11 protein-coding genes are annotated in these 13,538 nt (G+C 61.3%); all 11 read left to right on the top strand.

The genetic code is table 11. The features are described 5' to 3' along the window. Positions 1-54 precede the first annotated feature (54 nt). The 11 genes from AC4QBL_RS07555 (at position 55) to typA (ending at position 13,521) form a co-directional block, all read left to right on the top strand. Complete coding sequence (locus AC4QBL_RS07555) at positions 55-1,080, top strand: microcin C ABC transporter permease YejB (RefSeq protein WP_472907465.1); 1,026 nt, start codon at positions 55-57, stop codon at positions 1,078-1,080. Further along, positions 1,080-2,117 carry an ABC transporter permease gene (locus tag AC4QBL_RS07550; RefSeq protein WP_472901518.1) on the top strand — a complete coding sequence of 346 codons (1,038 nt, stop codon included), beginning with the start codon at positions 1,080-1,082 and terminating at the stop codon, positions 2,115-2,117. The genes AC4QBL_RS07555 and AC4QBL_RS07550 overlap by 1 nt, the downstream gene beginning before the upstream one ends. Then, complete coding sequence (locus AC4QBL_RS07545) at positions 2,114-3,742, top strand: ABC transporter ATP-binding protein (RefSeq protein ID WP_472907464.1); 1,629 nt, start codon at positions 2,114-2,116, stop codon at positions 3,740-3,742. Before AC4QBL_RS07550 ends, AC4QBL_RS07545 begins: the two co-directional genes overlap by 4 nt. 190 nt (positions 3,743-3,932) lie before the next feature. Then, positions 3,933-4,733 carry a DUF2189 domain-containing protein gene (locus tag AC4QBL_RS07540; RefSeq protein ID WP_492131642.1) on the top strand — a complete coding sequence of 267 codons (801 nt, stop codon included), beginning with the start codon at positions 3,933-3,935 and terminating at the stop codon, positions 4,731-4,733. Positions 4,734-4,736: 3 nt separating this feature from the next. Beyond that, positions 4,737-4,958, top strand: coding sequence for a DUF2788 domain-containing protein (locus AC4QBL_RS07535; protein WP_472901521.1), 222 nt, complete (start codon positions 4,737-4,739; stop codon positions 4,956-4,958). A 262-nt stretch (positions 4,959-5,220) separates the two neighbouring features. Next, the gene (gene rimP, locus AC4QBL_RS07530; RefSeq protein WP_472907462.1) at positions 5,221-5,808 is read left to right on the top strand and encodes a ribosome maturation factor RimP; all 588 of its coding nucleotides are present in this window, start codon (positions 5,221-5,223) and stop codon (positions 5,806-5,808) included. A 79-nt stretch (positions 5,809-5,887) separates the two neighbouring features. Further along, positions 5,888-7,387, top strand: coding sequence for a transcription termination factor NusA (nusA, locus tag AC4QBL_RS07525; RefSeq protein WP_472901523.1), 1,500 nt, complete (start codon positions 5,888-5,890; stop codon positions 7,385-7,387). Between the two features lie 31 nt (positions 7,388-7,418). Next, on the top strand, positions 7,419-10,316 hold the full coding sequence (gene infB / locus AC4QBL_RS07520; protein WP_472907461.1) for a translation initiation factor IF-2: 2,898 nt from the start codon (positions 7,419-7,421) through the stop codon (positions 10,314-10,316). 24 nt (positions 10,317-10,340) lie between these two features. Continuing rightward, a complete protein-coding gene (gene rbfA, locus AC4QBL_RS07515) occupies positions 10,341-10,715 on the top strand; it encodes a 30S ribosome-binding factor RbfA (RefSeq protein ID WP_304834246.1) in 375 nt (124 codons plus the stop codon). 2 nt (positions 10,716-10,717) lie between these two features. Continuing rightward, a complete protein-coding gene (gene truB / locus AC4QBL_RS07510; protein ID WP_472901525.1) occupies positions 10,718-11,707 on the top strand; it encodes a tRNA pseudouridine(55) synthase TruB in 990 nt (329 codons plus the stop codon). Continuing rightward, a complete protein-coding gene (gene typA / locus AC4QBL_RS07505; protein ID WP_472901526.1) occupies positions 11,704-13,521 on the top strand; it encodes a translational GTPase TypA in 1,818 nt (605 codons plus the stop codon). The genes truB and typA overlap by 4 nt, the downstream gene beginning before the upstream one ends. Positions 13,522-13,538: the final 17 nt, after the last annotated feature.

Here is a 13,538-nt window from a genome sequence, read left to right as displayed (position 1 = left end):
GGTCGGCCACGGCTTCTCCATGCTGTTGGCCTTGTCGGTTAAAACATCCCCTCTATGTGGTTCTACATTCTCAAACGCATTTTGCTCATGATCCCGACGCTGTTTGGGGTTTTGTTGCTCACGTTTGTGGTGATCCAGTTTGTGCCCGGTGGCCCGGTTGAGCAGTACCTGGCCGAAGCGCGAACCGGACAGGGCGGCTCTGCCGAAGGCGGGTCGGTGTACCGCGGCGCCCAAGGCGTTGACCCGCAGCGGCTGGAGCAGATCAAAGCCCTGTATGGCTTTGACAAACCGGCGCACGAGCGTTTTTTCCAGATGGTCGGCCAGTTTGCGCGGTTCGATCTGGGCACCAGCTTTTTTCAAAACAAGGCCGTGTCCGAGCTGATTGTGGAAAAACTCCCGGTGTCCATCAGCCTGGGCTTGTGGACTTTCTTTATCAGTTACCTGGTTGCCGTGCCCCTGGGTGTGGCCAAGGCGGTGCGCGCGGGGTCGCGGTTTGATCTGGTCACCACCCTGCTGGTGCTGATTGGTTACGCCATTCCCGGCTTTGTGCTTGGCGTGGCTTTGCTGGTGATTTTTGGTGGCCAGCTGCAGTGGTTTCCGCTGCGCGGGCTCACCTCGTCCAACTGGGAAGAGCTCAGCTGGGCGGCGCGCATTGTGGACTACCTGTGGCACATCACCCTGCCCATCACCGCCATGGTGCTGGGCAGTTTTGCCGTCACCACCATGCTGACCAAAAATGCCTTTCTGGAAGAAATACGCAAGCAATACGTGATGACAGCGCGGGCCAAAGGCTTGAGCGAGCGCCAGGTGCTGTGGAAACACATTTTTCGCAACGCGCTCATTCCCATCGTCACCGGTTTTCCCAGTGCGTTCATCGGCGCTTTTTTTGCGGGCTCGTTGCTGATCGAAACCCTGTTTTCGCTCGACGGGCTGGGCCTGTTGAGCTTTGAGAGCGTGATACGGCGCGATTACCCCGTGGTGCTGGGCACGCTGTTTTTGTTCACACTGATCGGGCTGGTGACGAAACTGATCTCCGACCTTTGCTACGTCTGGGTCGACCCCCGCGTGAAGTTCGACTGATGGCCCCGACAAGTTCTGCATCGCCTTCTCGTCGCGCCTGGCAGCGCTTCAAGCGCAACCGCCTGGGCTATTGGAGTTTGGTGGTCTTTTGTGTGCTGGTGGTCGCCAGCCTGTTTGCCGAGCTGCTGTCCAACGACCGGCCGCTGATGGTGCGCTACGAGGGAAAAACCTATTTCCCCATCGCTCAGAGTTACCCGGAAACCACGTTTGGTGGCGATTTCGAAACCGCCACCGACTACCTGGACCCCTATATCCGTGAACAAATCACTCGGGGTGACAACTGGGCCGTGTACGCGCCCAACCCCTACGGCCCCAAGACGCTCAATTACTTTGCCAAAGAGCCCAACCCGTCAGCGCCCACAAGTGACAACTGGCTGGGTACCGACGATCGGGGGCGCGACCTGCTGGCGCAGCTGATCTACGGTTTTCGCGTCAGTGTGTTGTTTGCCTTGGCGCTCACCTTCATCGGCGTGGTGCTGGGCGTGGTCACCGGCGCCATTCAGGGCTTTTTTGGGGGCAAGACCGACCTCGCTTTCCAGCGCTTCATTGAAATCTGGGGCTCCATGCCCGAGCTGTACCTGCTCATCATTTTTTCTGCCGTGTTTGCGCCCAGCATCAGCTTGCTGCTGATCTTGCTTAGTCTGTTTGGCTGGATGGGCCTGAGCGACTACGTGCGCGCCGAATTTTTGCGCAACCGCCAGCTGGACTACGTGCGCGCAGCGCGTGCCATGGGTCTGTCCAGCTGGCAGATCATCTGGCGCCATGTGCTGCCCAACAGCCTCACGCCGGTGGTCACGTTTCTGCCGTTTCGCATGAGTGCGGCCATCCTGGCGCTCACTTCGCTGGACTTTCTGGGGTTGGGCGTGCCGCCGGGCACGCCTTCCCTGGGCGAGCTGTTGAGCCAAGGCAAAAACAACATCGATGCCTGGTGGATTTCGATGTCCACCTTTGCCGTGTTGGTGGTCACGCTGCTGCTGCTCACCTTCATGGGCGATGCGCTGCGCGATGCACTGGACCCTCGAAAGGCCGATAAATGACGGAGCGCTCAAGCCCGGCCGCCAAAGAGCCCCTGCTGCAGGTCACCGGTTTGAGCGTGGCCTTCGGTGGACACGCGGTGGTGCGAAACATCGACTTTTCCATTGCGGCGGGTGAAAAGCTGGCCTTGGTGGGAGAGTCTGGGTCGGGCAAAACCGTGTCGGCGCTTTCGCTTCTGCGCCTGGTGCACAACGCGCAAGTCAGCGGCTCTGCTTTGCTGCAGGGGCGCGACCTGCTGCAGATGAGCGAACACCAGTTGCGCGGTGTGCGTGGCGACGAGGTGGCCATCATCTTCCAGGAACCCATGACGGCGCTCAACCCGCTTTACACCGTGGGCGACCAGATCGGCGAGGTGCTGCAACTTAAAAAAGGTTTTACGCCGCGCCAGGCGTTGGCCGGCACGGTGGAACTGCTGGCTTCCACCGGCATTCCCGAACCGGCTCGCCGCGCTGGCGCTTATCCCCACCAGCTCAGCGGCGGCCAGCGCCAGCGCGCCATGATCGCCATGGCGCTGGCGAGCCAACCCAAGCTGTTGCTGGCCGACGAGCCCACCACGGCGCTCGACGTGAGCCTGCGCGGCCAGATTCTGGATCTGTTGGCCGACTTGCAGCGCCAGCACGGCATGGCCGTGCTGCTGATCACGCACGACTTGAACCTGGTTCGGCGCTTTGCCGATCGGGTGGCGGTGATGGAGCGCGGGCTGTTGGTGGAGCAGGGCGCTGTCGCCGACGTGTTTGCCGCGCCGCAACACCCCTACACCCAGATGTTGCTCGCCAGCAGGCCGGAACGCGATGTGGTGGAAGCCGCCGTCGTATCTGCTGCACCCCCGGTGTTGCAGGCCCGGCAGATGCGGGTGAGCTATCCCGTGCCGCTGCCGGGCATCAAAGGCTGGTTCAAAAAAGGCGCCTATGTGGCAGTGCAGGGCGCTGACCTGGACTTGGCACCGGGTCAAACGCTGGGCGTCATGGGAGAGTCTGGCTCGGGCAAATCCACCCTGGCACTGGCAGCACTCGGCCTGCTGCCGCACCAGGGCAGCCTGCAAGTCACGGGTACCGATTGGGCCGAGGCGCAGAGGACAGGCCAAAGCCGGTCGCTGCGCCAGCGCATCCAGGTGGTGTTCCAAGACCCGTTTTCATCGCTCTCACCCCGCATGACCATCGAACAGATCGTGGGCGAAGGCCTGCTGGTTCACGAGCCGGAACTGCGGCAAGAGCAGCGGCGCCAGCGCGTGGTGGCCGCACTGGCCGAAGTGGGTCTGGTGCAAGACCCCACCCAGGCCGGCGACTGGTTGCAGCGCTACCCGCACGAGTTTTCAGGCGGGCAGCGCCAGCGCTTGGCCATTGCCCGAGCGCTGATCGTGGGCCCGCAAGTGCTGGTGCTGGACGAACCCACCAGCGCGTTGGACGTGACGGTGCAAAAACAGGTGCTCGCCCTGCTGCAGCGCCTGCAGCGCGAGCGCGGGCTGAGCTATTTGCTGATCACGCACGACGTGGACGTGATTCGCGCCATGGCCCATGACGTGCTCGTCATGAAAGATGGCCAGGTGGTGGAGCACGGCGCGGTGCAACAGGTGCTTGAGCGACCCGCCCATCCCTACACAAGTACGCTGGTTCAAGCCGCCGCCTGAGCTGCCGGGTGCGCGTGCTGGCATCCGATCGTTTGGGTCTGCGTTGTTCTTGCTCGCCTTCAGGCGCTGCCTCGCGTGCGCAAGGCTTGTGTCGGCTTGCGGTCATACTTGACTTTTATCAACCCCCAGACTGCGCCGAACCACTATAAAAGCGGGTTCCGCCCGGCTGCCGTGCCCCATGCAAATTCGAATGAACGACCACCCCTCTTCTGCGCCCAACATGCCCGTCCCCGTTTCCCTGGGCTCACCCTTGCGCTGGCTGGCGCTGGGGTGGGCCGATTTGCGCCGCAACCCTGCGCCCGGGCTGTGGCACGGTTTGCTGCTGGCGGCCGGTGGCTGGTTGCTGTTGTGGGGCGCGCGCGACCAGTTCTGGTTGTTGGCGGGCGCTTTCTCCGGCTTTTTGATCGTGGCGCCGATTCTGGCCACCGGCCTTTACCACGTGAGCCGGGCGTGCAACAGCGGGCGTTGCGTGGGCATGCCCGAAGTGATCGCCCTCTGGCGCTCCGGCGACGGTCGCCTGGTTCGATTCGGTTTGTTGCTCGGGCTGGCCGGCACCGGCTGGGTGCTCACCTCGGCGGGTTTGATCACGCTGTGGTCGCCCGAGCCCATCCACAAACCCATCGATTTCCTGCGACATGTGGTGCTGGTGCGTGACATCGGCCTGTTTGAGGCCTGGTTGCTACTGGGTGCCCTGCTGGCCGCACCGGTGTTTGCATCCAGCGTGGTGGCCATCCCCATGCTGGTTGACACATCGGTCCCCGTCAGCATGGCGGTGGCCGAGAGCTGGCGTGCCGTGGCCAATCACCCGGCACCCATGGCCTTTTGGGCTGTGCTGATCGGGCTGTTGGTGGGCGTGGGCATGTTCACCGCGCTGTTGGGCTTGGTTGTGGTCATTCCGCTGATTGCCCATGCCAGTTGGCACGCTTACTGCGACCTCACGATGAGACCTGTTTCTCTGCCCAGCGGAATCGAGTCGATTGGCGGAGGCTGAGCCATGGAAACGACCCTGTTTGGTTACACGGAAGGGCAAATCGCCCAATTCGGCCTCACCTTCGGTGTGGGTGCCTTTATTTTGTACATGCTGTTCATCGTGTTAAATCTGGCGCGGGAATCCAAAGCCGGCAAGTTCGGCACCTTCATTCTGTTTCTGGTGCTCTCGTTTGGCATGTTGGGATTCATGGCCAAGAACCTCATTCAGTGGGTCTTGGGCATCTGATCGGTTCGCGCTGGCCTGCGCCCGATTGCCTATCCGGCTTGCATGACGCCGCCCGTTGCATGTAGCGGAACATGCCTCGCTGCTGCGTCCCTCAGGGTTCAGCGAAGTGCCCCCTGTTTGAACGCCGCGCAACTTGCAAATCACCCCTTAACCGGGGTATAATGCGAGCTTCACGACCAAATGGGCGGGTTACTACCGGCCCATTTTTTTTGGCCGAACGCTTTTACCCCCACGCAAACCCTTAGGGCAGACACCACACACAATGGCTTGGCAAGAAACCGTAGAGCAAACCGTCACTGGACTGGGTTTTGACCTGGTGGAGCTTGATCGCTCTGGCAGTGGTTTATTGCGCGTGACCATTGATTGGCCTTGGCAAGCGCCGCAGGCTGGTGAAGCCGCTCCGGTGGAGCGCTTTGTGACCGTGGAAGATTGTGAAAAAATCACCCGCCAGCTGCAGTACTTGCTGGAGGTGGAGGGGCTGGAATACCGCCGCCTTGAGGTGGGTTCGCCGGGTATCGATCGACCGCTCAAGCGTGAAATCGACTACATCAGGTTTGAAGGTCACGTGGTGGACCTCACCTTGAAGGCGCCGATTGGCGTTACCGCCTCCGATGTGTCGGCCAATCGGAAAAAATTTCGCGGCACGCTCGAGCGTGCTGAAGACGGCGTGCAGTGGCAAGTGGTCTGGAGCGATGCCCCTGAGGTGAAGCCGGGTGTGCGCGTCAGCAAGAAGCGTGTACCGCCACCTCTGCAGGCGCTGGTGTTCACCTTGGACGATGTCCAGCAGGCGCGGCTAGCGCCTATTGTGAGTTTCAAGGGTCGACAGGCTCCAGGTGTCGCTGGCGCCTAATGACTGGTGCGCCGCGCGCAAACGAATGCGAATAATTGTGTTGATTCTGAAAAAGATATCCGGAAAGGTGGGCGAGTAAATGAACCGCGAAATGTTGATGCTGATTGATGCCATCTCCCGCGAGAAGAACGTCGAACGCGACGTGGTGCTCGGTGCGGTGGAGCTGGCGCTGGCCTCGGCCACCAAGAAACTCTACAAAGGCGACGTGGACATCCGCGTGGCCATGAACCCGGACGACGGCTCCTACGAGACCTTTCGCCGCTGGTTGGTCGTGCCCGATGAAGCCGGTCTGCAAAACCCCGATGCTGAAGAGCTGCTGACCGATGCCCGCGACGAACTCGCGGACATCGAAGAGGGTGATTTCATTGAGAAGCCCGTGGAAAGCGTGCCGATCGGCCGCATTGGTGCCATGGCAGCCAAGCAGGTGATCCTGCAAAAAATCCGCGATGCCGAGCGCGAAATGCTGTTGAACGATTTCATGTCGCGTGGCGACAAGATTTTTGTCGGCACCGTGAAGCGCATGGACAAGGGCGACCTCATTGTCGAGAGCGGTCGCGTCGAAGGCCGCCTGCGTCGCAGCGAAATGATCCCGAAGGAAAACTTCCGTACGGGCGACCGCGTGCGCGCCATGATCATGGAAGTGGACCTGACCCTGCGCGGCGCTCCCATCCTGCTGTCGCGTTCCGCCCCCGAGTTCATGATCGAGCTGTTCCGCCTGGAAGTGCCTGAAATTGAGCAGGGTCTGCTGGAGATCAAGACCTGTGCCCGCGACCCTGGTTCGCGCGCCAAGATCGCTGTTCATACCCTGGACAAGCGCATTGACCCGATTGGCACCTGTGTGGGTGTCCGCGGTTCGCGCGTCAACGGTGTCACCAATGAGCTCGCTGGCGAGCGCGTTGACATCGTGCTGTGGAGCGAAGATCCCGCCCAGTTTGTGATTGGTGCTTTGGCTCCAGCCAACGTCCAGTCCATTGTGGTGGACGAAGAGCGCCACGCCATGGATGTGGTGGTGGACGAGGAAAACCTGGCCATCGCCATTGGCCGTGGTGGTCAAAACGTGCGTCTGGCGTCTGAGCTGACTGGCTGGCGCATCAACATCATGACCGCCGACGAGTCGGCGCAAAAGCAGGCTGAAGAGGCCGACGGCATTCGCAAGATTTTCATGGCCAAACTGGATGTGGACCAAGAGATTGCCGACATCCTGATCGAGGAAGGTTTCACCAGCCTCGAAGAGGTGGCGTACGTGCCGATCCAGGAAATGCTTGAAATTGAATCGTTCGATGAGGACACCGTCAACGAACTGCGCACCCGTGCAAAGGATGCCTTGCTCACCATGGAACTCGTCCGGGAAGAAAGCGTTGAAGAGGTTTCGCAAGACCTGCGCGATCTCGATGGCGTCACCCAGGAGCTGGTGGCCAAACTGGCTGACGGCGGGATTCACACCCGCGACGAGTTGGCCGACCTGGCCACCGACGAATTGACCGACATCACCGGACAAACGCCTGAAGAGGCTACCGCGCTGATCATGCTGGCCCGCGCTCACTGGTTCGCCGGTGACGAAGCGCAACCCACGACCTGACCAGCGGAGGCCCCAGCGGAGAAAAGAACCTATGACCAGTACCACCGTCGCCGAATTGGCTGCCGAGCTCAACAAACCCACGTCCCTTTTGCTGGAGCAACTCTCCGCATCCGGGGTACCCAAGACATCTGGAGCCGATCCGCTTTCGGAAGCGGACAAGCAGACGCTGCTGGGTCACCTCAAGGCCAGCCATGGCACGGCCAGTGCCGAGCGCAAAAAGATCACCCTGGTGAAGAAGTCCACCTCGGAGATCAAACAGGCCGATGCCACTGGACGTGCGCGCACCATTCAGGTGGAGGTGCGCAAAAAGCGCACGTTCATCAAGCGGGACGACGAAGTCGTGGTGCCTGAAGCGGTTGTGGACCACGTCGAAGCGGTGGAACCCGTCTCGGTGGTGGACACGGCTGAACTGGCCCGGCGCGAGGAAGACGCACGCCGTCAAGCCGAGTTGCTGCGCCGCCAGGAAGAAGAGTTGGCCCAAAAACGGCGCGACCGTGAAGCTGAGGAAAGCAAGCAGGCCGAGGCTGAAAAAGCCCGCGCGGCCGCTGAAGCTGCACAGGCGGCAGCTGCTGCCGAAGCCGCTGCTGCCGCGAAAGTCGCAGCCGCCACCGAAGCGCCGAGCGCCCCGACTGAGGAAACGCTGGCCGCTGACGCCGCGAAGCGCGCTCAGGTCAAAACAGACACGCTTGAGCGTGAGTCCGCTGCGCGTGTGCTGGCAGACAAGAACGCCGAGGTCAAGCGTGCAGAAGAACTGCGTGCGCAAGATCTCGTGGAGCGCCGCCGCAAAGCCGAGGCCGAAGCTGCGAATATTCGCGCCATGATGGCGGCTCCTGCCAAGACGATGGTGGCCAAAAAGCCAGAACCCACGCCAGACCCCAAAGCCGGGATCAAAGGGACGCTGCACAAGCCTGCTGGCACGCCTGTCAAGCCGGCCGCCGCTGCGGGTGCTGCTGCGCCAGCCACCGCTGGCAAGAAGGAAGTCAAGTCTGAGAACCTGTCTTCCACCTGGAAAGACGACGCTGCCAAGAAGAAGGAAATCAAGACCCGCGGCGACACCAGCGCAGGTCGTTCCAACTGGCGCGGTGGCCCCCGTGGTGGCGGCGGCCGCCGTGGCGACCGCGATTCGCGCGGCGACCATGGTCAGGGCAATTTCGTGGCTCCGACCGAAGTCAAGATCATCGAGGTGCATGTGCCCGAGACCATCACGGTCGCCGAGCTTGCGCACAAGATGAGCCTGAAGTCGTCCGAGGTCATCAAGCAATTGATGAAGCTGGGTCAGATGGTCACCATCAACCAGCCGCTGGACCAAGACACCGCCATGATCGTGGTGGAAGAGTTGGGTCACAAGGCGTTGGTCGCGGCGCTGGACGATCCAGAAGCCTTCACCGACGACGATTCAACCCAGCAGCAAGGTGAACTGCTGCCGCGTGCGCCTGTGGTGACCGTGATGGGTCACGTTGACCACGGCAAGACCTCGTTGCTGGACTACATCCGCCGAGCAAAAGTGGCCGCGGGCGAAGCCGGCGGTATCACGCAGCACATTGGCGCTTACCACGTCGAAACCCCGCGCGGCATGGTGTCGTTCCTTGATACCCCCGGTCACGAGGCCTTCACCGCCATGCGTGCCCGCGGTGCGCAAGCCACCGACATCGTCATTCTGGTGTGTGCGGCAGACGACGGCGTCATGCCCCAGACCAAAGAGGCCATCAAGCACGCGAAAGCGGCCGGTGTGCCGATCGTGGTCGCGCTGACCAAGATCGACAAGCCGGGCATCAACCTGGAGCGCGTGCGTTCCGAGCTGGTGGCCGAAGAAGTGGTACCCGAGGAGTTTGGCGGCGACGTGCCCTTTGTGGGCGTGTCGGCCAAGACCGGCGAAGGCATCGACGCTCTGCTCGAGCAGGTGTTGCTCCAGGCTGAGGTGCTGGAATTGAAGGCACCTGTGGAAGCCATGGCCAAGGGCCTGGTGATTGAAGCGCGCCTGGACAAAGGCCGTGGCTCGGTGGCCACCGTGCTGGTGCAGAGCGGTACGCTCAAAACCGGTGACGTGGTGCTGGTTGGCCAGACCTCGGGCCGTGTGCGCGCCATGCTGGACGAGAACGGCAAGCCCATCAAATCCGCTGGTCCTTCGATCCCGGTAGAAATCCAGGGTCTGTCTGAAGTGCCTCAGGCTGGCGACGACTTCATGGTAATGACCGACGAGCGCCGCGCTCGCGAAATTGCCACCTACCGTGCAGGCAAATTCCGCAACACCAAGCTGGCGCGCCAACAGGCCGCCAAGCTGGAAAACATGTTCACCGACATCTCTGCTGGTGAAGTCAAGGTGTTGCCCATCATCGTCAAGGCCGACGTGCAGGGTTCGCAAGAAGCGCTGGGCGCTTCGCTGCTCAAGCTGTCGACCGACGAAGTCAAGGTTCAGCTGGTGTTTGCCGGTGTCGGTGGCATCAGCGAGAGCGACGTCAACCTGGCCATCGCCTCCAAGGCGGTGGTGATCGGCTTCAACGTGCGCGCCGATGTGGGCGCACGCAAGCTGGCTGAGGGCAACGACGTGGATCTGCGTTACTACAACATCATTTACGACGCCGTGGATGAGTTGAAGGCGGCCATGTCCGGCATGCTGGCACCTGAAAAGCGCGAAGAAGTCATCGGTTCTGCCGAAATTCGCACGGTGTTTGTGGCCACCAAGATTGGCACCGTGGCGGGCTGTATGGTCACGTCGGGCCAGGTCAACCGCAACGCACACTTCCGCTTGCTGCGCGACAACGTGGTGATCTACACCGGCGAAATCGACACCCTCAAGCGTTTGAAGGACGATGTGCGCGAAGTCAAAGAAGGCTTCGAGTGCGGTATCAAGCTCAAGAACTACAACGACATCAAAGAAGGTGATCAGCTGGAGTTCTTCGAAGTCAAGGAAGTGGCCCGCACGCTGTAAGCGCGCACCGGCAACACAAGCACGATGGCAACGCGCAAAAAATCTTCCACCCCCAACCGCGGTTTTCGCGTGGCCGATCAGATCCAGCGCGATCTGACCGAGCTGATTGCGCGCGAACTCAAAGACCCGCGGGTGGGCATGGTCACGATCAATGCGGTCGAGGTCACGCCCGATTACGCGCATGCCAAGGTGTTCTTCAGCCTGCTCACAGGCGATCCACAAGAGACCTTGCAAGGATTGAACACCGCAGCGGGCTTTCTGCGCAGCGGCTTGTTCAAGCGCTTGCACATCCACACGGTGCCGACCTTGCACTTTGTGTTTGATCGCACCACCGAGCGCGCGGCCGACATGAACGCCTTGATCGCCAAGGCCGTTTCTTCTCGCGCCCAGGAGGACTGACCATGCACGCGCCACGCACTCGGGTGCAGCGGCGCCCTGTGCACGGGGTGTTGCTGCTCGACAAACCGCTGGGTCTTTCCAGCAACCAGGCTCTGCAAAAGGCCAAGTGGTTGCTGCGCGCTGAAAAAGCAGGCCATACCGGAACGCTCGATCCGTTGGCCACGGGCGTGCTGCCCTTGTGCTTTGGAGCGGCCACCAAGTTCAGTCAAATCCATCTGGATGCCGACAAAACCTACGAAACCACGGTGCGCCTGGGGCAGAAAACGGCCACTGGCGACGCCGAGGGCGAAGTCATTGAAACCCGCCCGGTGACCTGCTCGCCAGGCCAGGTGGTCGAAGTGCTCGACCGCTTCATGGGCCCCATTGCCCAAGTGCCGCCGATGTACAGTGCGCTCAAGAAAGACGGCAAGGCGCTCTATGAGTACGCGCGTGACGGTGAAACGGTGGAGCGCGAAGCCCGGCAGGTGGTCATTCACGATCTGGAGTTGCTGGACATGCAGCTCACGGGCGACAACCCCAGTTTGCATTTGCTCGTGCGTTGCAGCAAAGGCACTTACATTCGCACGCTGGGCGAAGACATTGGCGAAGCCCTCGGCTGCGGCGGTCACCTGACCATGCTGCGCCGGGTAGCCACCGGACCCTTTGACGCCAGCCAGTGCACCACGCTCGAAGCGCTGGAAGCGGCCACCGAAGAGCAACGTCTGGGCCGGTTGCTGCCTGTGAAGACCTTGCTCGAAGGCTACACGCCGGTTGTGCTGGAAGCTGAAAGTGCAGGGCGCTTTCTGAGCGGTGTGCGCCGCCGGGGCGCCTGGCCCAACGAAGCGCGGGTAGCGGTTTTCGGACCTGCCCCAGGCGCTTCTAACGAAACAACAACCGACCGCGTGTTGCTGGGCAGTGCCCACACCGAAGGCGGCGAATTGATCCCGGGGCGGCTGCTGAGCCCCATCGAAATACAGCAAATCCTGGAAACCTCACCGGAACTCACATCATGAGCAAACAAATCCGCAACATCGCCATCATCGCCCACGTTGACCATGGCAAAACCACCATGGTGGACCAGCTGCTTCGGCAGTCGGGCACCTTCGCCGAACACGAAAAAGTCGTGGACACGGTGATGGACAACAACGCCATTGAAAAAGAGCGCGGCATCACGATTCTGGCCAAGAACTGTGCCGTCAGCTGGAAGGGCACCCACATCAACATCGTGGACACCCCCGGTCACGCGGACTTCGGTGGCGAGGTGGAGCGCGCTTTGTCCATGGTGGACGGTGTGGTGCTGCTGATCGACGCGCAAGAAGGCCCCATGCCACAGACCCGCTTTGTGACCAAAAAGGCCCTGGCCTTGGGTCTGAAGCCCATCGTGGTGGTCAACAAGGTGGACAAGCCCGGCGCGAACCCCGACAAGGTGGTCAACGCTGCCTTCGACCTGTTCGACAAGCTCGGTGCAACCGACGAGCAGCTGGACTTCCCGGTCGTTTACGCCTCGGGCATCAATGGCTGGTCTTCGCTGGTGGAAGGCGCTCCTGGCGAACAGTGGGGGCCTGACATGTCCGCCCTGTTTGAAACGGTGCTCAACCACGTGCCTGCACAGACGGGCGATCCAGAAGCACCCCTGCAGCTGCAAATTTCAGCGCTCGACTTCTCGACTTTCGTGGGCCGTATCGGCGTGGGCCGTATCAGCCAGGGCACGATCAAGCCCAACATGGACGTGCTGGTGATGGAAGGCCCCGATGGCAAGTCCATCAAAGGCCGCATCAACCAGGTCCTGACGTTCCAGGGTCTGGACCGCGTGCAAGCCACCGAAGCCGGACCGGGTGAAATCGTGCTGATCAACGGCATTGCTGACATCGGCATCGGTGTGACCATCACCAACCCGCTGACGCCAGCACCGCTGCCCATGTTGAAGGTGGATGAGCCCACCCTGACGATGAACTTCTGTGTCAACACCAGCCCGCTGGCTGGCCGCGAGGGCAAGTTTGTCACCAGCCGCCAAATCTGGGACCGCCTGCAAAAAGAGTTGCAGTCCAACGTGGCGCTGCGCGTCAAGGAAACCGACGAAGAGGGCATCTTCGAGGTGATGGGCCGCGGTGAATTGCACCTGACCATCTTGCTGGAAAACATGCGCCGCGAAGGCTACGAGCTGGCCGTGTCCAAGCCACGCGTGGTGTTCCGCGATGTGGATGGCGTGCGCCACGAGCCCATCGAGCTGGTGACGGCCGACATTGAAGAGCAGCACCAAGGCGGCGTGATGCAAGCCCTGGGCGAGCGCAAGGGTGAGCTGGCCAACATGGAGCCGGACGGCCGTGGCCGCGTGCGTCTGGAATACCGTATTCCAGCGCGCGGTCTTATCGGTTTTACCAACGAATTCCTGAACTTGACCCGCGGCTCCGGCCTGATCTCGAACATCTTCGACAGCTACGAACCGCACAAAGGTGACATTGCCAGTCGCAAGAACGGTGTGCTGATTTCGATGGACGACGGTGAAATTTTCACTTACGCACTGGGCAAGCTGGACGACCGGGGTCGCATGTTTGTGAAGGCTGGTGATCCGGTGTACGAGGGCATGATCGTCGGTATCCACAGCCGCGACAACGACCTGATCGTGAACGCCACCCGCACCAAGCAGCTGACCAACTTCCGCGTATCGGGCAAGGAAGACGCGATCAAGATCACGCCGCCAATCGACCTGAACCTCGAATACGGTGTGGAATTCATTGAAGACGACGAGCTGGTGGAAATCACGCCCAAGTCGGTCCGTCTGCGCAAGCGTTTCCTGAAAGAAGGCGACCGCAAGCGCAACAAGTGATTAACGCAGGGGACCGC

The organism is Hydrogenophaga sp. L99 (assembly GCF_058731905.1).
Note: the sequence above shows the minus strand (reverse complement) of the source record. Positions and strands in the feature narration are given on the sequence as shown.